This window comes from Ferroplasma acidarmanus Fer1 (genome assembly GCF_000152265.2).
GTDB classification, from domain to species: Archaea; Thermoplasmatota; Thermoplasmata; order Thermoplasmatales; family Thermoplasmataceae; genus Ferroplasma; species Ferroplasma acidiphilum.
In genome coordinates, this window is record NC_021592.1 from 1,802,448 (window position 1) to 1,825,296 (window position 22,849).

Annotated in this window: 19 protein-coding genes; 14 read left to right on the forward strand and 5 right to left on the reverse strand. The window is 36.4% G+C overall.

Annotation, left to right across the window (positions count from 1 at the left end):
• Positions 1 to 22: 22 nt before the first annotated feature.
• The 3 genes from FACI_RS09095 (at position 23) to FACI_RS09105 (ending at position 4,122) form a co-directional block, all read left to right on the forward strand.
• Positions 23 to 1,123: an alkaline phosphatase family protein gene (locus tag FACI_RS09095; RefSeq protein ID WP_009887900.1), complete on the forward strand. Its 1,101-nt coding sequence runs from the start codon at positions 23 to 25 to the stop codon at positions 1,121 to 1,123.
• 105 nt (positions 1,124 to 1,228) lie between these two features.
• Positions 1,229 to 2,662, forward strand: a complete 1,434-nt coding sequence (locus FACI_RS09100; RefSeq protein ID WP_009887901.1) for an MFS transporter — start codon at positions 1,229 to 1,231, stop codon at positions 2,660 to 2,662.
• Between the two features lie 44 nt (positions 2,663 to 2,706).
• The gene (locus FACI_RS09105) at positions 2,707 to 4,122 is read left to right on the forward strand and encodes an APC family permease (RefSeq protein WP_009887902.1); all 1,416 of its coding nucleotides are present in this window, start codon (positions 2,707 to 2,709) and stop codon (positions 4,120 to 4,122) included.
• Between the two features lie 119 nt (positions 4,123 to 4,241).
• Here FACI_RS09105 and FACI_RS09110 read toward each other — a convergent pair whose 3' ends face one another.
• A complete protein-coding gene (locus FACI_RS09110; protein WP_009887903.1) occupies positions 4,242 to 5,456 on the reverse strand; it encodes an MDR family MFS transporter in 1,215 nt (404 codons plus the stop codon).
• A 380-nt stretch (positions 5,457 to 5,836) separates the two neighbouring features.
• On the opposite strand from FACI_RS09110, the gene FACI_RS09115 reads away from it, so the two are divergent.
• Positions 5,837 to 7,561, forward strand: coding sequence for an APC family permease (locus FACI_RS09115; RefSeq protein ID WP_048074242.1), 1,725 nt, complete (start codon positions 5,837 to 5,839; stop codon positions 7,559 to 7,561).
• Between the two features lie 48 nt (positions 7,562 to 7,609).
• A complete protein-coding gene (locus tag FACI_RS09120) occupies positions 7,610 to 9,043 on the forward strand; it encodes an APC family permease (protein WP_009887907.1) in 1,434 nt (477 codons plus the stop codon).
• 13 nt (positions 9,044 to 9,056) lie between these two features.
• Here FACI_RS09120 and FACI_RS09125 read toward each other — a convergent pair whose 3' ends face one another.
• Entirely contained in the window at positions 9,057 to 10,403 is a 1,347-nt protein-coding gene (locus FACI_RS09125; protein WP_009887909.1) for a hypothetical protein, read from the reverse strand.
• 351 nt (positions 10,404 to 10,754) lie between these two features.
• On the opposite strand from FACI_RS09125, the gene FACI_RS09130 reads away from it, so the two are divergent.
• From FACI_RS09130 to FACI_RS09160, 7 genes are all read left to right on the forward strand, one after another.
• Positions 10,755 to 11,150 carry a hypothetical protein gene (locus tag FACI_RS09130; RefSeq protein ID WP_009887911.1) on the forward strand — a complete coding sequence of 132 codons (396 nt, stop codon included), beginning with the start codon at positions 10,755 to 10,757 and terminating at the stop codon, positions 11,148 to 11,150.
• 52 nt (positions 11,151 to 11,202) lie between these two features.
• The gene (locus FACI_RS09135) at positions 11,203 to 12,066 is read left to right on the forward strand and encodes an IS481-like element ISFac5 family transposase (RefSeq protein WP_009886695.1); all 864 of its coding nucleotides are present in this window, start codon (positions 11,203 to 11,205) and stop codon (positions 12,064 to 12,066) included.
• 60 nt (positions 12,067 to 12,126) lie between these two features.
• Positions 12,127 to 13,134: an RNA-guided endonuclease InsQ/TnpB family protein gene (locus FACI_RS09140; protein ID WP_009887912.1), complete on the forward strand. Its 1,008-nt coding sequence runs from the start codon at positions 12,127 to 12,129 to the stop codon at positions 13,132 to 13,134.
• 245 nt (positions 13,135 to 13,379) lie between these two features.
• Positions 13,380 to 14,735 (forward strand): dihydrolipoyl dehydrogenase, encoded by a 1,356-nt coding sequence (locus tag FACI_RS09145; RefSeq protein ID WP_009887913.1) that lies wholly within the window; start codon positions 13,380 to 13,382, stop codon positions 14,733 to 14,735.
• 68 nt (positions 14,736 to 14,803) lie between these two features.
• A complete protein-coding gene (locus tag FACI_RS09150) occupies positions 14,804 to 15,523 on the forward strand; it encodes an MFS transporter (protein ID WP_009887914.1) in 720 nt (239 codons plus the stop codon).
• Between the two features lie 180 nt (positions 15,524 to 15,703).
• Positions 15,704 to 17,092, forward strand: coding sequence for an RNA-guided endonuclease InsQ/TnpB family protein (locus FACI_RS09155; RefSeq protein ID WP_048074087.1), 1,389 nt, complete (start codon positions 15,704 to 15,706; stop codon positions 17,090 to 17,092).
• Positions 17,093 to 17,111: 19 nt separating this feature from the next.
• Positions 17,112 to 17,588 carry an MFS transporter gene (locus FACI_RS09160; RefSeq protein ID WP_084593865.1) on the forward strand — a complete coding sequence of 159 codons (477 nt, stop codon included), beginning with the start codon at positions 17,112 to 17,114 and terminating at the stop codon, positions 17,586 to 17,588.
• A gap of 39 nt (positions 17,589 to 17,627) precedes the next feature.
• On the opposite strand, the gene FACI_RS09165 is transcribed toward FACI_RS09160, so the two are convergent.
• Entirely contained in the window at positions 17,628 to 18,113 is a 486-nt protein-coding gene (locus FACI_RS09165; protein ID WP_009887917.1) for a GNAT family N-acetyltransferase, read from the reverse strand.
• 190 nt (positions 18,114 to 18,303) lie between these two features.
• Between FACI_RS09165 and FACI_RS09170 the strand changes: the two genes are divergently transcribed.
• Both FACI_RS09170 and FACI_RS09175 read left to right on the forward strand, forming a co-directional pair.
• Positions 18,304 to 19,773 (forward strand): FGGY family carbohydrate kinase, encoded by a 1,470-nt coding sequence (locus FACI_RS09170; protein ID WP_009887918.1) that lies wholly within the window; start codon positions 18,304 to 18,306, stop codon positions 19,771 to 19,773.
• A 53-nt stretch (positions 19,774 to 19,826) separates the two neighbouring features.
• Positions 19,827 to 21,782: a M13 family metallopeptidase gene (locus FACI_RS09175; RefSeq protein WP_009887919.1), complete on the forward strand. Its 1,956-nt coding sequence runs from the start codon at positions 19,827 to 19,829 to the stop codon at positions 21,780 to 21,782.
• Positions 21,783 to 21,928: 146 nt separating this feature from the next.
• Here the strand turns inward: FACI_RS09175 and FACI_RS09180 are convergent, their stop codons facing one another.
• Positions 21,929 to 22,285 (reverse strand): nucleotidyltransferase domain-containing protein, encoded by a 357-nt coding sequence (locus FACI_RS09180; RefSeq protein WP_009887920.1) that lies wholly within the window; start codon positions 22,283 to 22,285, stop codon positions 21,929 to 21,931.
• The gene (locus FACI_RS09185) at positions 22,261 to 22,668 is read right to left on the reverse strand and encodes a HEPN domain-containing protein (protein WP_019841806.1); all 408 of its coding nucleotides are present in this window, start codon (positions 22,666 to 22,668) and stop codon (positions 22,261 to 22,263) included. Before FACI_RS09185 ends, FACI_RS09180 begins: the two co-directional genes overlap by 25 nt.
• Positions 22,669 to 22,849 lie beyond the last annotated feature (181 nt).

Sequence of the window (22,849 nt, forward strand, 5' to 3'; positions counted from 1 at the left end):
TATTAAAAAAACATATGGAAGCATGGATAAAAATTTTATTTTGCCGGAAGAAAAGACACTGGTAAACCTTTCAAGCGATATATTCGGGCATTTTGGATTGCGTACAGAATCGGAGGGCATTGGCCTGAATTATAAAAATAAAAAACTCTGTTTCATATTGCTGGATGGCCTTGGGTGGAATATATACAGGCAAACAGGCATTGAGTTTAAAAATGAGATTAAAGGCACATCAGTTTTTCCTTCAACCACATCAAATGCATTGTCATCATTTTTTCTGAATAAATTTCCAGGGCAACACGGGATTATAGGATATCAGCTGTATATCAAACAGCTGGGCTCTATAGTGAATATACTGGGCTATACTTCATCCGCTGCATATATGCGGGATTCAATGGAAAAGGCATATCCAATGAGCAGCATATTTAATTTTGAGTCTAAGGTAACATCATTAAATCGTGCAGGCTATTCTACCGTTAATATTATTCCGGGGTTTATTAACAAAACATCATTCTCAAATATTTTATATGGAGACAATACAACCGACACATATGCAAATATGGTGCACAGCTTCTATGTCCTTGAAGAAAATTTAAAGCAGGGAAGGGATTTCATTTCCTATTATGCAGCTGATGTTGACCAGATAGCACACAAACTTGGTCCGAACAATCCATATACCATTGAAAACGCGAGGTATATACTTCAGCAGCTTTCTATGATCATGAAAAAATATCCTGAATATGATTATGTTATAACAGCTGACCATGGCCATGTTGAGGTTGGAAATACAATAAATCTCGGCAATGATTCCGGGCTCAGGGACATCTCGATACTCCCACCATATGGAGATTCACGTGCATTATTCCTGGAAAACAGGAAGGATATTAAAGACTATCTGGAAGAGCATTATACCAACCTGGAATTAGTGGAAAAGGGAAGCCAGAATTACTACCAGCTTCTTGGAAAAGTGGATGCAAATACACTGAGCAACCTTCCGGGGGTAATTGGGATTGCTAAAAACAATGACATATACCATTTTCCCCTCAATCAGAGAAAATATACGATGAAGGGTGCACATAGTGGCCTTTTAAGGGAAGAAATGGAGATTCCTGTACTCGTCGTATAAAGTCTTAATATTGAATTTATTTATCAAATTTTTTAATATTGAATACGGATTTGTATTGTTTCGTTTTAAAAAATGTTTATTTATAAATTTTATATATGCAAACATATGTCTGAAATTAAAATGTCTAAGAGATCAATAAATATCACCATTGCATTAATGGCTTTTTCCGGCCTGCTTATCATCTATGTAGAGACTATGATTGTCCCTGCAATTCCTGTATTTATAACATTTTTCCACTCTACCTACAGCAACGTTTCGTGGATACTTACTGCTTATATTATTACAGGTACCGTATCCGCTGCTATTTTCGGGAAGGTGGCTGATATAGTGGGAAAGAAAAAAGTTTTCCTGCTTCTAGGAATAATATATACAATTGCCATATCATTCGGCGGGTTTGCACATACGCTGGATGAGCTCATAGCTGTAAGGGCTGTTCAGGGGATCGGCTTTGGAATGATTCCAATAGCCTTTGCCATAATAAATGACGTTGTTCCAAGGGAAAAACTTGCACTTGCACAGGGAATAATGAGTGCAACTTTTGCAATAGGGTCAGGCATAGGGCTGGTTCTCGGGTCATACATAACAGAAACCCTTGGATGGCAGTGGGATTTCCATACAGCAATACCTGTAGCAATAATTCTCTTAATATTAACGTACATATTCATACGGGAAAACACTGTAACAGGCAAGCAGAAGATCGACTTTGCCGGTGTTTCAATGCTGGGTGCAGGGCTTGTGTTGCTTATATTCGGATTGTCCGAAGGTGAACATTATGGATGGTACTCACATCTTATAATTGGAATGTTTATCCTGGCATTCATCCTCTTCGCGGCATTTACATATTTTGAAAGCCATTACAAATATGCTTTTATAAACATGAAACTATTGAAGAAACGGAACATATTCCTTTCCAATATAGTAGGATTATTTGCAATGGCTGCCATGTATTTCCTTTTCTTTACCGTTCCTACGCTTCTGCAGGATCCGTCTCCTGTGGGATTCGGGAAGACCGTATTTTATTCCGGCTTGATAATGTTTCCTGCTACAGTTATGAATATGGTTTTTGCACCCGTTGCCGCCAGAATTATAAAGCACAGGGGCCCCCGGCTATCCATCATTATAGGCCTTTCAGTTGACATTGTAGGATTCTGGTTGCTGTACTTATACCGGGCAACTATACCGGAAATTCTGCTGGACACCATGTTCGTTGGCGCAGGGATTTCTTTAATGCTGGTAGGAATTATAAACGTACTTTTAACATCCACGCCAAGGGCAAATGCCGGAGAAGCTACAGGAATGAATACGGTATTCAGGGATATTGGAATGTCCATTGCTCCAGCTGTGGGAGGAGCACTTGAAACAATGTATACACTAAAGGTAACTGTTGGTGTACAGATAATAAATGGCATACCGACAAAAATCCAGCTACCTTTCCCTGATAGTACGGCGTATAATTATATATATCTAATCGGTGTAATATTCGTTATCCTCGGATTTATATTTACTGCTTTTATGAAGAAAACTAAAATAGAAAGTTAATTTTCGCCTATAAAGTTTTAAATATAGATATATCTTAAGCCTCTATGGTTGAAGTGGATCAATTAAAGAGAAATTCACTTGGAGGTTTCAGATTAGTGTGGCAGGCGATGGGTACTCTCTCTGTTGCAGCAGATGCTGCATATTTATTAACTGGAGTAGTAGAATATGCACTGGGGGCCACTCCACTTGCACTGTTGCTTGGCGTTTTTGCATACCTCTTTATTATGAATACCGGTTATCAATTTTCCAAGCATGTGAATTCAGCCGGGTCGTACTATACATTTGCCGGGAAAGGCCTGGGAGGGATAGCCGGAACATTTCAGGCGTGGAATATGGCTTTTTACGGGTTAATTGGATATGGCAGCTTCGGATTTCTGGGGCTTGCAGCTTTTATAACCCTGCTCGACCCTGCTTATAAAGGCATTGTTTTCTGGCTTCCTGTTGCCTTTTTTGCTGCCCTTATATCATTTATTTTCACCCATCGGGGCATGAAGGTATCCACGGATTACCAGATAGCAGGAGGCGTGATAGAAGTTGCAGTTCTTCTTATTGGCTCTGCTCTTATAATAATTCATGCAGGAAACCTGAATACTCTGGCTGTCTTTACAACAAAGTATGTTTCAGGTGCATCTCAGCTTCTTTTTGCCATGATTTACTCCATGATTCTTTATTTCGGCACCACTGTTTCTATAACTGCAATGGGAGAAGAGGCAGTATCGCCACAGAAGACAATTAAAAAGGCCCTTATAGGAACAGTAATACTCTCAGGAATAACACTTATCATTGTATCATATGCATTTACAATCGGATGGGGACCATCTGCTATGGCATCATTTGCAACCAGCCCTGACCCCGGTATCATTCTCTTCAGGAAACTCAACCCTGTAATATACATCCTGCTGATTCTGGTTACTGTGAACAGTTTTATGGGATATAATATATCTGTAAGCAATGCGGATTCCAGAATTTTTTACAGTTTTGCAAGGGATGGAATTCTCTTTCTCCCTGAAAGTATAGGGAGGATTCATAAAAAATACAAAACTCCATCAAATGCCGCACTTGCAATATTTGCATTTTCTCTTGTAATTGCAATAATCTTTGGTGTATTATTCGGGCCTGTGAAGGGTGGACTTATGATGCTGCTTATCAATGCCTATGCAGCTTATGTGGAGCATATTATAGCTTCAATATCACTGCCTGTAATGATGAGGCGCATACACAAATTTAAGGTGATTGAGCATTTAATTATTCCTGTTATTGGTATTGTAATTCTCGTTATAATAATGGCAGGCACAGTAATATCGCCAGGTAAATACCCGGAGAATCTTGCCGTTTATATTGGAATTTCATGGATTCCCATTGCCGGGATTTTAACCTTTATTGAGTACAAAATACATCCAGATAAGGTAAGAAATGCAGCTAAAATGTCCATAGAGGAGGAGGCACTGGAACCAAAATAATTGTGACATTATTGCTATGAGGCTAAATACAGGAAATTAATATTAACATCATGTATTAATTTTTTAGATTGTGAATTTCTTATTTTTCTAAAATATATAATGTTATTAATGTTGATAATTCAGGTTTTTGTTCCCCTTGCAATGTATGTATTTCCAGATTTATTGTAGCTTATTGCAAATATTACAATGACAATCGCAGAGAATACGCCAAATATAGCTATGAGAGACCATGTTGCCAGCCCGTTATAATGGAATGTATACATTATATATGTTCCCATGGATGGCCCGAATGCCCGCCCTATGGAATTTACCATTGAGTTAAATCCCATATACCTTCCTGTTTTTCCAGGAGGAGACATTTTTGATATAACAGTATTAATTGTAGGTGTAGTCAGGTTTTCTCCCATTGTTATAATAACCATATCAAACATTAACCCGTATAAATTGGTTGAAAATGCTATTATAAAATAACCTAGGGCATAAAAAAGTGCCCCGGCTATGAAGGTAATGAGATCCCCGAAACGGGCAAATAGCTGAATTAAGGGATACTGGCCGATAACCACAACCAATCCGTTAATCGCGTAAATATAGCCAAGGTCTGCAACGTTAATTTTTATTGCAATCTCGCTGTACAATGGAAGTGAGACCGAAAACTGTGAGGAAAGCAGTATTATGAAGAAAGTTGCAATACTGAAAATAAACAGGTATTTATCATACACAAGAAACGGGTTTCTCGTTCCTTTTCCTGTTTTAAGCACATTCTGTTTCTTTACAAAAAGAATTATTATAGTCTGCAGGATGCTTGCCACAACTAAAGCATAAAATATGTAAATAATGCCTGTAGAATAAATAAAAGAACCCATCAACGGCCCGACAGCCCATCCCACATTGGACAGTATCCTGTATATTGAATAACCGCCTTCCCTGCTTTCCGGGTTAGTTACATCTGCAATAAGGGCACTGGCCGAAGGGTAAACAAGAGACCCTGAAAATGATGAGAATATAAATAATATAATGGTTAAAGTATAGATGTGGAACAGAAATGTTAGGGCAATGGAAAGGTAAATAAAAATACCGGAAATGCTTCCAAGCATAAGTGTAAATTTTCTGCCCTTCAGATCTGCCAGATACCCTCCCAGGATACTGAATACCATTGACATCAGTGAAAGAAGTGTAAATATGATTCCCACAATGTAAACAGCTAGATGGATATACAGGCTCAGGAAGATGGCCATAAAAGGCCATGAAGCACCCATGCCCAGGGATCGCATCATAGAAGAAAGGCTTACTATGACTACCTGCCTGTTGCGTATATCTGATGAAAATGAAACCATTCCGTGACATTACTAAATATTATAATAATATTATTCCAGGCACGTTAAGGTAATCATGGACTATAGTATAATATGCGGTGAACTACCTCATGGCAAATCATAGAGGCTTCCTGGTATAAGGTTAAACAGAATGTGGAAAACAAGTCCAGCAGCTATAAGGCTTTATCAGGAAATAAAAGGCAGGGTGTAAGGTTAGATTATAAATTATTTCATTAAATGATAGAACTTTTCAAACAATAACCTCACAACATTGTCCATAATAAAACGTTTCGCCTCAACATTTCACCGAGGCCGGAGTTTATATTATGAATAATACTATTGCCAACATATGTCTGGCAGTTACAGGGAAAATATTATATTATGTTTTTCCATACTTTCAAATGCGCGATACTGATAGCCTGCATTCAGGTTCTATATCCAATGATAAAAAATTAAAGAAAGTGCTTACTTCATGGGATTTATATTTCTTAAGCCTTGGCGCTATAATTGGATCAGGATGGCTCTTTGCCGAATCAGCAGCTGCTGGCACAGCTGGCCCTGCTGCTATACTGTCCTGGATAATAGGGGGTGCTATAGTCCTGGTTCTGGTACTTGTATATGCCGAAATAGGTGCAATGATACCCAGAAGTGGATTTATAACAAGATACGGGCATTATTCCCATGGAGGCATTGCAGGGCTTTTTTTTGGATGGGGATATTTTGCGGCAAGGGTTGCAGCACCCGCCCTGGAAGCTGAAGCCGCTATAACATATGCCGGATCATATATAACAAAACCAGCACTCATATACTACGCAAAAAATCCACTTGACCCCTCGTCAAGTGTTACCCTATTATCAGGCTACGGCATTCTTATTGCAGCTGCACTGATAGCGGGTTTTTATTTTCTGAACTATTTTGGCGTAAAGTTAATGGGGAAGACAAACCAGGGCATCACCTGGTGGAAACTCATCATTCCATCAATTACCATAATACTGATGGTTTTCCTGTTATTCCATGCAGGGAACTTTAACAATCCTGCATTAGGTGGATTTCTTCCACATAACAATATTTCATTAGTGTTTGAAGCCATATCAACTGATGGGATAGTCTTTTCATATTTAGGATTCAGGCATACATTGAATTTTGCAGGGGAGGCAAAAAATCCACAGAGGGACATACCGAGGGCATTAATTTATGCTATGCTGACATCTATAGTAGTTTATGTGCTGCTACAGTTTGCCTTCATTTCCGCCATCAACCCATCACTGTTAACTGCATCAGGTGGGTGGCTGGGGCTTTCGTCAGCTTCTGCCGGAACATACGCAAAAAGCATTGATAGCGCTCCTTTTGCATTCCTGGCAAAATCCTCCAGCCTAGCCATTCTGGCTGTGTTAACATACCTTCTCTATGCAGATGCATATATATCACCTGCCGGAACACTTAATATTGCAGCAGGGACCGCTACCCGATCTCTGTATGGCCTGGCAGAAATTGGATATTTTCCCCGTACGTTTGGAAAGGTAAGCAAAAGGACAGGGGTTCCAGTATTTTCATTATTAATAAGCCTTGTTCTGGGTTTAATTTTCCTGGTGCCATTGCCAAGCTGGTATGTGGTTGTTGGCCTTGTTTCCGGTGTGGCAGGCTTTACTTATATACTGGGTGGTTCAACATTAATGGTACTGAGGCGAGAGGCATCTGATCTGAAGAGGCCATTTAAACTGCCATACGCACGTATCCTCTCACCTGTTGCTTTTATAGGTGCTTCCCTGATAGTCTACTGGACCGGGTGGCCAACCGTTGCGTATATCGCTATAATATTATTTGCCGGCTTCGCTGTTTATCTGGTATTCCTTGCATTTCATCATGTTGACAATATATTCACAAAGGAAAATATACAAGGCGGATACTGGGTGCCACTTTTAATAATTGCATTAACTATTCTCTCATACCTTGGTGAATCCAACTTTGGAGGAATAAATCTGTTTCCATTTCCATATGATTTCCTTGTAGTAATGGTGGTATCCCTGATATTTTACTTCCTTTCTGTAAAATCAGGATTCAGGACATCTGAAATTACCGATATGATCGAATCTGGAGAACAGTATATTGATGAATACGCTGAATAGAAATGTAATTTTCAGAAAGCCTTAAATTAATAATAAAATACGGGATTCATGGAAAGAATTTCTGAAGGCAGAACCCTGAAAAAGGGGGCGGCTGGATTTTACTCGTTGCTCGGGCAATCCATCGCTATGATTTCTCCGCTCGGTGCAGTGGCAGCCACAATGACAGGTGCAGCCGAATTCGCGAAGGGTTCATTGCCACTTGCTTATATAATTTCTATTTTTGGTGTTTTAATATGGATTAATACACCCTACCAGTTCTCAAAAAAGATAAACGGCGCAGGCGGGTTTTATACATTTAACTCCCAGGGTGCAAGCCCAACTTATGGTTTAATAATAGGTTATATGATGTGGTTCAGTTATTTTATGGTCATAACAAACGCCATACTATTTACATCCGGGGTGTTTATACCCGGAACCATATCCTACTTCCTGCATTTTAACATAGGGTCATATACCTGGATTCCAATTATGACAGCATTTATAGTAATATTGACTGTAATTGCCTATCTTGGAATAAAGCCATCACTGGCATATAGCTTTACAGCATCCGTTATAGAAATAGCCCTGCTTGTTATTACATCGGTGGTTATAATTGTAGCACTGGGTTCAAAAAACACATATGTACCATTTACCGCGGGGCCTGCAGATGGCTTTGCCGCAGTAGCAGTGGGAATGGTGCTTGCAATATTTTCCATGTCAGGCTCATCTGCAGTCGTAACACTGGGCGAAGAGGCACAGCAGCCAAGGAAAAATATCAAAAAGGCATTGCTGATCAGTTTCATTATTACCGGGGTTGTATTTGTTCTTACTTCATATGCGCTTACCGTTGGATGGGGTGTATCGAAGATGTCCACCTTCTTTACATCCAGCGTACCCGGGCTCATCGTGTCAGATAAATATCTGGGGCTGCCATTTACCATAGTGCTCTTCGTATTTATCATAAATAGTTTATTTGCCGGTTCCCTTGCACCATTAAACACAAGTTCAAGGATGATATTTTCCATGAGCCGGGACGGCCTTGGCCCTTCCATGTTTTCTAAAGTGCATCCTGTACACAAAACTCCATATATAGCAATAATAACAATGGCCGGGGTAGCCTATGTAGTGTCTCTGGCAGCGGGATTGCTTATTGGCCCGGAAGACGGTTTCCTTTATCTTGTTACCGCATCATCTGCAGCACTTTTCGTAGGCCATATACTGAGCAATTTCGGCCTTGGCGTGACCTATAAAAAATTAAAGGAATTTAAAATACTAACACATGCTGTGATTCCGGCTATTGCAACGGTAATACTTGCAATTGCAATGTTTTACAGCTTCGTGCCTCCGGCATACCCTGTTGACTATTCCATAATAACTGCGGTGGTATTCATAATTATTTCAGCAATAGCCATAGTCATCTACGCAATTAAACATCCGGAAGCAATAAAGAGAGCAGGGTCTACAGATATGGAAGTACAGAATGATATATACAGGGAAAAATAAACTCATATAATATTTACTTTTTATTATTTAACTCACTGAACAGGTCCTTAGAAAATATTTTATCAGCAATACCGCCACCAACTGAATTCAAATCGGACATTATTGATTTTCCTATGCGGGGCAGGTACAGTTCACCCTTTACAAGATACATATTTATCGTGGACAGTTCGATCATAAGTGAATCCACCAGTTTGTGCCTCCCGGGATTTGGAATAATAGTATTCCTGTACAGTGACATATAGAATTTCATGGCAATAATGTTAAAAAGTACATATCCATCCAGTTCCATTTTACCTGATATCATCTTTCTGTCTGAATCCAGGCGGTATTTAGAACTTGATATGGATGAATACATGAATCTTTTAATATTAATTGCCTGGTACACCAATCCCTGGTCTATATCCATATTGGACAGTGCAACCATAATAGAGCTGTTGCCGGATACTTTGATGGACTCACTTTCCCCGTGATATGCATCATCCATGATAAAATAATGAAGGTTGCCCATGCTGATTCTGTAATAATAAATTGACCTGTTCAAAAGCGAATTAAAAGACCTTCTTAGCATTGTTTTCCCTGACGGGTCTACCTTATCCAGAAATTTTTTTGTTTCATCCGGCGAAAGTTCCACAATAAAAAATTTATTTTCCCGTATTAAAAGGTTAATGTCCTTTTTAGTAGAATGTAAGGAGTCCAGTATAAGAACCCCGTCATATTTTGCGGCTTCTTCAGTCCTTGAAATAAATCTGGAAAGCATATACTCGGACCCAGTAAAATATTCCACATTCAGTATCCGCATCTGGGCAGGCTCAAAAACTATGTCCAGTGTGATGTTATCACGTGCATATCTGCTTTTTCCATTAAATGCGTATACAGGTATTACTATTTCAACGTGCATTATTAATGAACTATCGTCATATTCCTCAAGATTCTCAAATGCAAGTTTGTTATATGCCAGATACCTTAGCATTGAGGTAATATTTTTTGGTTCAAGTTTCAATTTTGGCCAGTAATGGTAGAGTATGGTTTTTCTGTAGTATCCCTTTACATATTCAAGTGGAATGCGCCCTACTATTGTTATCAAGGCAGATGTAATAATTTCTTTCCAGTATTTATCGTAATTTTCCGATATTTTTTTAATTAAGTTATAGTTCATTGAAACCAGAAATGCCACATCACCGTACTGGTATGACCTGTCGGGGAGGTTCACCTTTCTTATGATCTCATTATTTCCATTTACTTTACCGATATACTTGCTTATTTTTATCTCTTTTTTATTTTCCCTGTCCCAGAGGTTAACTGTACTGTAAGCGTAATTCTGGCCCTTGATTTTTTTAATTTCCAGATGCTCTGTGGCCATAAACTAATATATAGAATACACTAATAAATATTATTGAAAAAAACAATAGAAATATTGCCGGGGAACATAGTTAACTAAGAGGAAATCAATTAGATAATGGTAAGTATAGCATTAAAAATGATACTGGTGGGAGTTCCGGAATAATTGCATAGAGCTAACAACATTTATGTGTTCTGTTTGACCGGTCAGGTAATAAATAATATGGGGGTTCTCAAAATCCTTTATTTTACAAATCATTCTACCAGAAAGAAAGCCACTGAGTTTAAGATGTGGATGGATTTCTGGAAATAAAGAAATAAATGGAAATAATTTATATATTAAATTGATATAATAAAATTAATAGAAGAAAGTATGATAGAAGAAAAGAGAAACAAAATTAAAAATTCCTTAAGAATAACAAGAGAAAGAAGAAAAACACAGGATGTAATAATACTTAAACTAAAAATAGACAATGATAAATTAAATAATAATACTATAAAGGCATTAAACACAATCTTTTTAGAAGCTAAATGGCTATATAATTATGTTATAAACAAAGAATTCAACAATGATATTTTTAATATAGACCCTAAAATAAAGAATGTAAATGTATATGTAAAAGACCATTATGAAACAAGGAAATTAAATTATTTATCATCACAGATGAAGGAGGAAATTATTAACAGGGCAATGGACAATATAAGAGGCCTCCATAAATTAAAAGAGAATGGCTTTAAAGTTGGAAAATTGAAATATATTGTCCCGTAAATATTTCCTATATATACCCTCTAAAAATATAATAAAAGAATATAAGCCCAGAATGAAGTTAAATGAGAAAAAAATAAAATATATAATAAGGGAGAAAAATAAGAGAAGATCATCTACAGAAATAGCTAAGGAAATGAAAATAACAACAAGGTATGTAAATTACATATACAAAAAATACAGGGATAATGGAGAATATACAATAGGTAAAAGGAAACATAGGGAATTAAACAGCAAGGATATAGAAATAGTTAAAAAAATAAGATATGAATACCCTATGTCAGGACCTGAAAGAATAAGGAAATACCTTAAAAGAAAGGGGATAATAATAGCTAAAAACAATATATACAGAATACTGTTATTATTAAATATGGTTGATAACAGCAATAATAAGAAGAAACAGAGAAAATATATAAAATATGAGAGGAAACATAGCAACTCACTATGGCATATGGACTGGACTAAATACAGTGACAGTGAGAAGTTAATAATAATAGAAGATGATGCTTCAAGGTTCATAGTAGGAATGGGAATATACGGTGAGGAAACAATAGATAATACAATAGAAGCACTGGAAATAGCAATAAACACTTACGGTAAGCCTGAAGAGATATTAACAGACCATGGAACACAGTTCTTTTCAAATGGTAAGAATGGAATACCTGGAGATCACAATAAGTTCCAGGAATACTTAGATAACAGTAATATAAAACACATACTTGGAAGGGTAAAACACCCTGAAACAAATGGAAAACTGGAGAGATTAAACTATACCATAAAACGTTTAAGGCCATATTTCAGTACCTGGGAAGAGGTAGTATACCATTACAACTATGAAAGGATGCATGACTCACTGTCAGATGGTGATAATATAGTTACACCAGCAATGGCATATAAAAATAAAATGGTGGTAAAATGAAAAAATATAAATTCATACAGTATATAAAGGAAATAATAATGGGACAGTACAGTTGGAAAATTGAAATTTAAATCATTTATAACATCAATACCATTGAATCAATATACTATAACATATAAAATAATAAACAATAATTATATTAAAATACAGAATATAAAGCAGTTGTTAAAAGTAAATGGCCTGGATAACTTAGAATGCTATTATGAACCGGCAAGTGCATTGTTAATCAATAATAACAATAATTATTATATCAACATAACAGCGTATAAAAATAAATACATTTTAGAAAAACCTGTCAATAATCAAAAAATAATATCATTTGACTTAGGAATAAAGAACCAGTTGACATGCTCTAATGGATCAATATTAAACTATAATATACCAAAATCCAAAAAAGAAATAAGATTGCAGAGGTCATTGTCAAGGAAAGCCAGATATGCAGAAGGAACTAAAAAACTAAGTAGAGGGCAATCCAGGAATTATTATAAAAACAAAAATAAATTAAACAAAGAACAGAATAAGACAATGAACAGAAGAAAAGACACTATTAACAAAATAACCCATTATCTAACATCCAATTATGATATAGTAATAACACAGAATGACAATATAAGAGGATGGAAGCATCTCTTTGGCAGGAAAATAGAATCTACAGGTATAGGTGGAATAATCGATGCACTTAAACATAAGGCATCAACACTTATATTACTGGATAAATTTATTCCTACCACAAAGGAATGTTCTAATTGCCATAATAAATATGATATAAAATTAGATGAAAGGATATATCAATGCCATAACTGTGGTTTTATAATAGATAGGGATTATAATTCTGCATTAAATGATATGTATTATGGAATTAAAAAATTAAATGAATTATTAAAAATTAAAAATAAAAAATTAAATAATTATTTTAAGAAATATAATATAAATTTAAATGTACCTATGGAGCGTAGGGAATTAACGCCTGTGGAGATTATTGCCTCTGGCTTTGAAGGGCTTAATATAAGCCCATATGTGAAGTTAAGCATGGTCAGTGAAGCAGGAAGCCTCTATGCTTTAGCATGAGGTAGCTCACTTCCCACAGGTACACCTTATCACGCATTTCTACCTTGTGTTCTTATAATTTATGCTAGTTTAATAGGCAAATTAAGCTACAGGAAGAATTGATATGCAGATTCATGAAGTGATTAATTAACCTGTATATAACTAACTGAAGTTAAAGAGCCCGTAGCCTGATTGCCTGAAACATATCATATTGAATATTATCCGGTAATGGGCTATTTTTTTATAGAATCGTATAATGCAATAAGATGAAATCATTCGATGTGGTAACAATAGGGGCAGGTGGAGCATCTTACCCTGCAGCTTTCAGGCTCAAAAAGGCGGGATTCTCTGTCATTATGATAGATGATAAGGGAATAATGTCTGGAAATTGCCTAGCTGAAGGATGTGTGCCTTCAAAAGCAATCATAGAAACAGTCCACACTTATAAGCGTATAAGCGATTTTGGCGACTTCAGGATAAATTACAGGGATATTTTAAAAAGAAAGGACAAAGTTCAAATTTTAAGAAACGGGCTCCACAGAAAAGAACTGGAGGAAGCAGGAATAGAAATCTTAAAGGGTGTTGCAAAAATTATAGATTCCAGCACAGTAGAGGTAAAAACTGAGGCTGGCAATATAAAACTCAATTATAAGCACTTAATCATTGGAAGTGGGGCATACACATATATGCCGCAAATAAAAGGGATTGAATACGCAATAACAAGTGCAGACCTTTTCAGGATTGACCCTAAAATCAAGGACCTTCCAGAGTCTATAGCTATTATAGGCGGAGGCTACATAGGTGTAGAAACAGCTTCATACATGTCTATCATGGGTTCCCGGGTAGAGCTTATTGAACGTTCTGATAGAATCCTGATGGACATGGATCCGGAGATAGTTGGAAAATTAGAGCCATTATTGCCTGATATGAGGGTACATTTTAACAACAGTGTAATTTCAATAGAACCAGATGGGGATGGCTACAAAACTACTATAATTGATAATAACGGAAAAAGTGACAGTGTTATTACTGCCTGTGTAATGATGGCAACTGGCCGTGAACCACTTATTCCGGAAGGAACTGAAGAAGCGGGCATTAAATTTAACAGAAAGGGAATTATAGTAAACTCATCAATGCAGACGAATATACCGAATATATATGCAACAGGCTATGTGAATGGCATTGCACCATTATTTCATGCCGCAAAAAGGCAGTCACTGATAGCCGCAAACTGCATCATGTCAGGAGATATGCCTGTTGATCGCTTCCAGGACAATTGTGTACCATTTACCGTATACACTATTCCAAATATGTCTTTTACCGGAATTACACCGGAGAAGGCAAAAGAACTGGGCATAAAATACATAAAGTCAAAATATAAAATGGCGGATGATTCCCTTGCAGAGATATACAATGAGCCAGGAGGGGAGCTAGATTTAATTTTTGATGAAGATATGAAAATAATAGGTGGGTATGTTATCGGAAATGATGCGGGGAATATAATCAATGAAATATCGATGGGACTTTCAAAGGGATTAACAGCCAGGGATTTCGCAGAACTGCCACACCAGCACCCTATGACCTTCGAAGGGCTGGACAGCGCCGCAAGAAAATTGTTTTAAGAGGATAGAATGGTATTTAATTACCATTCCAATATAAATTTAATATATATTGTTTAGTCCCATTTCATATGAATTACCATGCAAGGGCAGGTTTAATCTATAATGCTAGGGCATTGTATGCCCTTAACTGGATGGACATTGCCCCGGCACTTAAATACATAAAATCCAGCTTCGATATTGACTTAATTGCACTGGGTGCCCTGGTTACCTCATTCTATCTTGGCATAGCTATATTTCAGGTAGTGGGTGGGTTACTTGCATCCTATATAGGTGATAAAAAAACATCGTTAACAGGATTGCTGCTCATGGGGATATTCGCAATTATCTCCGGTCTCTCTACCAACTTCACCGAATTAATTATTTCAAGATTTTTTTCCGGATTATCCGGAGCTTTTTTCTTTTCATCGACCTTAAGCCTTCTACTCTCTGTTATACCGGAAAACAAATCTGCATTCCATATTGGTGTTTACAATGGGGCATTTGCTGCAGGCGGTGGTATCGGAATATTTGGATGGGCTATACTTGACCAGTACATAGGCTATAAAATTCCGTTCATAATAGCAGGGATAATAACACTGGCTACATTTATTCTGGTTGAAATTTCCTTCAGAGATGTAAGGAAAATAAAGACAGATAGGGCAGCACTGAAAAAAGGGTTGAAGCATGTGCTCACATCTAAAGTTATAATATTTATAGCATTAATCGGGATCGGTGCCAGAATATCAGAAACAATAATAGGGCAGTTTTTTGTATATTACAAATCTCTCTACCAGAAAGAAAGTCACTGAGTTTACGGTGTGGATGAATTTCTGTAATTGTTAAATATTCAATAATTAATTAATATTTAAACAATTTTCAAATCTAATGAATGGCATAATTTTTAAAATAACAATAAATTAACTATTTTTAAGATAATTATACTATATGCATATATAATAGCAAGGTTTATTCAATAATATCATATACATATGAGAAAAAGAGCCATGATGTCTGAAGAACGGAGAAATAAAATTAAAAATTCGTTAAAACTAACAAAGGAAAAAAGAAAAACACAGGATGTAATAATACTTAAACTAAAAATAGACAATGATAAATTAAATAATAATACTATAAAGGCATTAAACACAATGTTTTTAGAGACAAAATGGCTATATAATTATATTTTAGATAAGGAATTCAACAATGATATTTTTAAATTTGATTATAAAACAAATTATGCAAATGTATATGTAAAAGACCATTATGAAAGGAGAAAAATAAATTATTTATCAGCACAGATGAAACAGGATTTATTAAAAAGAACTGAAAATAATATAAGCGGGCTACACGAATTAAAAGAGAATGGCTTTAAAACAGGCAAATTAAAATTTAAAAAAGAAATAAATTCTATACCTCTAAGACAATTCGGCAAAGGTAAAACATATAATATAATAAATAATTTTAATTATATTAAAATTCAGAGAATAGAACAACCATTAAAAGTAAACGGTTTTTATGAAACTTTTACTGATAATGAAAACATAAAGCATAAAGAATTAAAATATGATTTTAATAATTTAGATTTTGGAAATGCTATGCTAATACATAAGAACAATAATTATTATATCAATATAACAGCATATACAAAAAAGGAAGAAAGAAATAATAATAGAATAATAGGCATAGATTCAGGGATTAAAACTCAACTGACATTATCAAATGGACTAAAATTGGAATATAATATACCAAAATCTAAAAGGGAAATAAGATTGCAGAGAGAGTTATCAAGAAAAGCTAAATATGCAGAAGGATCTAAGAAAAAACTAAGTGGAGAGCAATCTAAGAATTATAATAAAAATAAAAACAGATTAAACAGGGAACAGCAAAAGAGAAACAATAAGAAAAGAGATGTAAAAAATAAAATAGTCCATTATATAACATCTAACTACAATATAATAATAACGCAGAATGACAATATATCCGGATGGCAAAAACTATTTGGCAAAAAAATAGAAAATACAGGTATAGGAAGCATTATTGAAGCACTTAAAAGTAAGGCTTCAAATCTTATACCTGTAGGCCGTTTCATTCCTACAACAAAGGAGTGCAATAATTGCCATAATAAATATGATATAAAATTAAATGAAAGAATTTATAAATGCAGTAACTGTGGCTATATCATTGACAGAGATTATAATTCTTCATTGAATATGATTTATTATGGAATGAAAACAAAAAAGTTTAAAAATACAGTACCTGAGGATAGCAGGGAATTTACGCCCGGGGAAACATTAACCGATACCTTCGAAGGACTTAATACTCCATATGTGAAGGCAAGTTATGTCGATGAACCAGGAAGCTTCAATGCTTTAGCATGAAGTAGTTCACCTTGAAACAATACGGTTCAGTCCATCATCAGCAGGCCTGGTGTCATCAATATATTTGCTCGTAGGGTTTTTAGGCGGCATACTTGGAGGATACCATTTTTCCAGGACACGACATAAAATAGCAATGTTTGTCATAATTAATTTAATGCTGTCTTTTCTTCTTATATCACTGGGGTTCGTCCACAATTACATAATTATTGTATTCATTACTATTGCCCTGGGAATGCTTACAATATATGGTTTCTCTGTCATGTATACTTTTATCAGGTATATTTCAAGGAGAGACTTAGTATCCTTATCTTTATCCTTTAACAACTCCATACAGCTAGCAATTGCTGCCATAGCCCCCATTATTTTCACAGGTATTGCATATAGCTACAGTTACCGCGTATCCTGGATCGTTACAGGCATTATTCCACTTGTTACCCTTCCGTTGATTCTGCTTATCAAAAATGACCTTAAGAACTCTATCTCGGCATTTAATTGACTTTGCTATTGCCATAATTCTTTTTCAAACCTATACAAATCAAACACTTTTGCTCATATTTACTATTTCTTTCCACGAAGAATCGTAATAATTTTCCCCCGTTTCCTCATACCCCAGCGAATTATAATAATCTTTAAGGCTTTTAACCGCTTCAATATCTATTCTTTTAATGTGCAGAGCTCTGGCAACATTGTTTTCTATGACTTTTAGCAAATCATATCCTGAACCAGAACTCCCGGCACTGGCAAAATTCCTTGCAAGCATTTCTACCACTATTCTCTTTGGATGATATATATTTGGCACCAGCCGGAACATAACGACTCCACTGAGTTTGCCATCGGGGGATTCATGGACTATGACAATGTTATTGTCCTCCTTGCTCCAGTCATAAAAATAAGATATTTTGTAATCACGCATTTTTCGATCTTCAGAGATAAATTCTTTCCCTGTATCGGATGCCTTTATTAATCTGAAACCATGTGGCAACTGCACAGTTATTGAATGGCCTATAACTACTTCTGGCATTGTTCCACCCTATAATTAATTATGAAATCACTATTTATAAGCCTTTTGTATCAGTTATATTCAACTTAAATTGTAAATATCTGGCATCAAATTAAGGTAGTTATGTTTAAAAATTAAGAAAGCGATGAAAATTTCGAATTATTCTATTTTTTTGTAAAAACTTATAATAATTGATTTGTATTGTAAAGGTATGGCAGGAGAATACATATTATCTATAGATGCAGGAACTACAAATTGCAAAGCCGTTATTTTTGATAGAAGTGGTGAAATAACTGGCAAATCATCCATACGCATGGTATCATATTATCCCAGGGAAGGTTGGGTAGAACAGAATCCATATTTTATTATTTCTGCAGTGAAAAAAGTTATCTCACAGGCAATAAAAATAGCTGGCATTGATCCTGGAGATATTGAATCGGCAGGAATTACAAACCAGAGGGAAACTACTGTTATCTGGAACAGGAAAACTGGTGTTCCGATTTACAATGCAATTGTATGGCAGGACAGGCGTACTGAAAATGTTATGAGAAAAATGGAAAATTATATAACCGTTATAGAGGAAAAAACAGGCCTCAGGCCAGATCCATATTTCAGCGCTGGAAAAATACAATGGCTCCTGGATAATGTGGAAGGTGCGAGGGAAAAAGCATCGAAGGGAGAATTAGCATTCGGCACCGTAGATTCATGGCTCTTATTCAATATGGCGGGGTCAGGGCCCCACGCTACCGATTATACCAATGCATCAAGGACAATGCTATACAATATCCGTAAACTGGAGTGGGATAGTGAAATGCTGGAATTATTCAATATTCCAGATTCCTTGCTCCCTGACGTTGAGCCATCGCTCAATGATTTTGGATCAATTTCTATTTCTCCAGGAAAGGAAATACCTGTATACGCAATTATAGGAGACCAGCAGTCTGCCCTGTTCGGTCATGCTGCCATATCAAAAGGCATGGCAAAAAACACATACGGTACAGGTTCATTTATGCTGGCTAACACAGGAAATAACATCCCGGCAACCGGTTCCCTGATCGGGACTATAGCATACGGGTTAGAATATAAAAAAGTGAGTTACGCTGTTGAAGGAAGCATTTTCAGTGCGGGTTCTTCTATTGACTGGATGAAGAATATTCTTAATGTGAAATCTTACGATAAACTGGAAGAAATGGCATTGAAGGCGCACAGTTCCAATGCATACCTTGTCCCTGCCTTTACAGGGCTTGGCTCTCCATACTGGGATCCTACGGCCAGGGGAACTATTGTTGGATTGACCCATTCCACCGGCAGGAATGAGATGGCACGGATGGCATACGAATCAGTAGCTTACCAGACAGAGGACGTTTTGCAGGAAGTTAAAAAAGTAACACCGGTGAAGGAATTAAAGGTGGATGGGGGATTGACCCGCAGCCAATTTCTTATGCAACTCCAGTCAAATCTTTCCGGCTTAAATATTATAAAAACTAATACCACTGAAATTACAGCTACAGGTTCTGCATATATAGCAGGGCTTGCATCAGGTTTCTGGAAGCTGGACCAGCTGGGTGCCATGTCATCGACTGAAAGAAAGTTTTCTCCTGATAATAGTTCTGGAGGTGCACACTCAGGATATTTTGGCTGGAAACAGGCAGTAGCTATATCCTTTGGATGGGAAAACTAGCCTTATACCATACGGTTAACAAATATTTTTATAAAAGCCCGTTATAGGAAGGAATGGAAGAAGCTGAAAGTATTTTAAAAAGAGATATTGGTTTCTCGGTCAAATATATAGATAGGTCTAAAAATCCTGCAAAAGATTTTTATGGATATTGCAACGGGAAATGGCTTGAAGAGACAACTATACCCGAAGATAGATCAAGATATGGGGCTTTCGACATGCTTTACGAAAAAAATATGTATATATTGAAAAGCATACTTGAAGATCTTAAAAAGAGTTCCCATAACAGCATGGAAAAACAGCTTGGCGATTTTTACACATCCGCTATGGATACAGAGAGGATAGAAAAATTAAAATTCGGCCCCATTAAGGGTGAGATGGATAATATTAATAATGTTACAAAGGAAAAACTTCCCGAACTCTTCGCAGAATTAACCATGAAAAGCGTCCAGATTCCCTTCGATATAGGAAGTGCAGAGGATGCAAAAAATGCAGAAATATATTCACTATATATTGGCCAGGGTGGGCTATCTCTTCCCGATCGGGATTATTATTTAAACGAACAGATGAAACCAATCCTGGATGCATATAAAAAGCATATAGCCAGGATGTTTACCTTATATGGCTATACTCAGAATGATGCAGAAAATACGGCAGAGAGAGTTGTTTCACTGGAAACAGAACTGGCTAAGTTTAGCAGGAGCAAAACTGATTTAAGGGATGTAGAAAGGGCATACAACAAATATAGTATGGAGGAACTTTTCCAGAAATTCCCAGAACTAGGCTTTGACCGGTATTTTAAAATAATCGGTTCAGGCAATATGAATTATGCCATAATGGATGCACCGGAGTTCTTTGAACAAGCAGGTGCATTGTTGAAAAATACAGCAATTGAAAATATTGTTTCCTATCTAAAGTGGAAGGTATTAGCCGGCAGCGCAATGTTTCTGCATAAGGAAGCAGTTGATGAGAACTTCAACTTTTTCAAGAAAACACTGCTAGGGCAGGAAAAGATAGCTCCAAGGTGGAGAACGGTAGTCAATGTAGTAGATGCCTCTATTGGTGACTCTCTGGGGCAGGTTTATGTTGATAAGCATTTCGGAAAGGAAGCTGTTGAAAAAATAACCGTACTGGTCAATGATATAAAAGCCATTTTTAAAGAAAGGCTGGAAAACAATCCCTGGATGAGTAAGGAAACAAGGGAAAAAGCTTTGCTAAAATTCTCCAAATTCAATGCCAAAATAGGATATACTGAAAAATTCAAGGATTATTCTTCCATTGAAATTAATCCAGATGACTATATAGGCAATGTTGAACGTGCAGCATCATTCGAACTGAACAGGCAGCTCAAAAGAATTGGAACCAAGGTAGATAAAACAGAGTGGTACATGACCCCTCCCACGGTTAACGCATATTTCAATCCCATGGGCAATGAAATAGTATTCCCTGCAGGAATAATGCAGCCGCCATTTTTTGACCCTGAAATGGATGATGCGGTAAACTATGGTGGAATCGGTGGCGTAATATCACATGAAATAACACATGGATACGATGACCAGGGAAGCCATTTCGATGAAAATGGAAATATGGTGAACTGGTGGACAGACGAGGATAAGAAGCGTTTCGATGAGATGGCTGAAAAAGTAGTCAAACTTTATTCCTCCGTGGAAATCCTCCCGGGCCTGAACGTGAATGGGAAATTAACCCTGGGTGAAAACATTGCTGACCTTGGGGCCGTTTTGATAGCCTATGAGGCACTGCAGAAAAGGCTTAAGGCTGAACCGGCTAAGAACATAAAAATAGATGGTTTAACACCTGAGCAGAGATTTTTCATATCATGGGGGCAGGTCTGGAGGACTAAAATTAGGGATAACGAAGCAAGAAGGCTTGCGACCATAGACCCGCATTCACCAGGCTCTGTAAGGTCTGAACTTCCACCATGGAACCATCCGGATTTCTGCAAAACTTTCGGGTTACCATCCTCTACAAAGGAAAAAATATTAATGTGGTGAATATATCATTATTTACCAGTTTACAATATATAAAGCTGGCGTTCTATAATTTTATCAGAATGAAATAAATTTTTATCATGTTACCATTGCAACACTTATTATCTAATGCAATTGTAATTTATAGCTATATAGTATATATAACAAATTTACCATGAATTAATACTAATATTGGCAATTCCAAAATCATCCCTCAATACTATTCCCTGGCTAAATGCATCCTTTATAAATTTGTTATTCTTACCTGCCATTTTTTTTATTTCATCCGGAGTTAACAATACAGTTTCATAACCCGCAGGAAAATCAATATTTTTTAGTCTTTTTAAAGGATTAGCATCAAAATGCCCTATAATTAATATATCAATATCACTCCACAAATTGAAATCTCCGCGGGCGTAGGAGCCTATTAATATCACAGTACATTTAAAGTCAAGGGTTTTTGCATACTCGCCTGATTGATTTATTACACTATTCCTCTCCTTTATTCTTTTTTCAATGATTTCCATTTGCTTTCTACCTCCTCTATTATTATTCCTGCATTAGCTATGGCTTCATTTGCTTCATCGAGTGTATAATAATCTTCAGGCACACCTTCTGTCCAGGCATCTGTGTATCGGGTTGGTATATAATACTTATCTAGAACCTTGGCAATATTAACTAAATTCTTATCAAACCCTGCTTTATTTAATAATAAGGATACTGAATGTCCAAATGAATCGCTTCCCGTACCTCTTATGTACGCTTTAACTGCATATTCAGTAGCCTGCTGTGCTTTAAAACATGCCCAGTTATAAAATTCCGCTGACTTATCATTTTCTGCAGACTTCAAAGTATATTTTGCATTAGACATCCATCTCGCATATTCGTCTTCGTCTAGATAAGTGACCATCTCAATTAACTTAATATGATATTATTATTAATATTATCTCTATGTTCAGGCTTTTTACCTGTCTCATGGTTGTACAAAATATCAATAATTTGGGAACATAAAGGATTATTTTATTTCATATTTCTCCTGAAGGGGATACCAATATTGTTTTATGGTGTACAGAACTTATGGATTTGAAAAA

Bases quoted from the DNA above. Each gene is read 5' to 3' on its own strand.
- FACI_RS09125 (WP_009887909.1), bottom strand. From the start codon at position 10,403: ATGGCCACAGAGCATCTGGAAATTAAAAAAATCAAGGGCCAGAATTAC.
- FACI_RS09130 (WP_009887911.1), top strand. From the start codon at position 10,755: ATGATAGAAGAAAAGAGAAACAAAATTAAAAATTCCTTAAGAATAACA.
- FACI_RS09155 (WP_048074087.1), top strand. From the start codon at position 15,704: ATGAGAAAAAGAGCCATGATGTCTGAAGAACGGAGAAATAAAATTAAA.
- FACI_RS09145 (WP_009887913.1), top strand. From the start codon at position 13,380: ATGAAATCATTCGATGTGGTAACAATAGGGGCAGGTGGAGCATCTTAC.
- FACI_RS09100 (WP_009887901.1), top strand. From the start codon at position 1,229: ATGTCTGAAATTAAAATGTCTAAGAGATCAATAAATATCACCATTGCA.
- FACI_RS09165 (WP_009887917.1), bottom strand. From the start codon at position 18,113: ATGCCAGAAGTAGTTATAGGCCATTCAATAACTGTGCAGTTGCCACAT.
- FACI_RS09105 (WP_009887902.1), top strand. From the start codon at position 2,707: ATGGTTGAAGTGGATCAATTAAAGAGAAATTCACTTGGAGGTTTCAGA.
- FACI_RS09185 (WP_019841806.1), bottom strand. From the start codon at position 22,668: ATGGTCACTTATCTAGACGAAGACGAATATGCGAGATGGATGTCTAAT.
- FACI_RS09095 (WP_009887900.1), top strand. From the start codon at position 23: ATGGATAAAAATTTTATTTTGCCGGAAGAAAAGACACTGGTAAACCTT.
- FACI_RS09120 (WP_009887907.1), top strand. From the start codon at position 7,610: ATGGAAAGAATTTCTGAAGGCAGAACCCTGAAAAAGGGGGCGGCTGGA.
- FACI_RS09115 (WP_048074242.1), top strand. From the start codon at position 5,837: ATGCGCGATACTGATAGCCTGCATTCAGGTTCTATATCCAATGATAAA.
- FACI_RS09135 (WP_009886695.1), top strand. From the start codon at position 11,203: ATGAAGTTAAATGAGAAAAAAATAAAATATATAATAAGGGAGAAAAAT.
- FACI_RS09110 (WP_009887903.1), bottom strand. From the start codon at position 5,456: ATGGTTTCATTTTCATCAGATATACGCAACAGGCAGGTAGTCATAGTA.
- FACI_RS09175 (WP_009887919.1), top strand. From the start codon at position 19,827: ATGGAAGAAGCTGAAAGTATTTTAAAAAGAGATATTGGTTTCTCGGTC.
- FACI_RS09150 (WP_009887914.1), top strand. From the start codon at position 14,804: ATGAATTACCATGCAAGGGCAGGTTTAATCTATAATGCTAGGGCATTG.
- FACI_RS09180 (WP_009887920.1), bottom strand. From the start codon at position 22,285: ATGGAAATCATTGAAAAAAGAATAAAGGAGAGGAATAGTGTAATAAAT.
- FACI_RS09170 (WP_009887918.1), top strand. From the start codon at position 18,304: ATGGCAGGAGAATACATATTATCTATAGATGCAGGAACTACAAATTGC.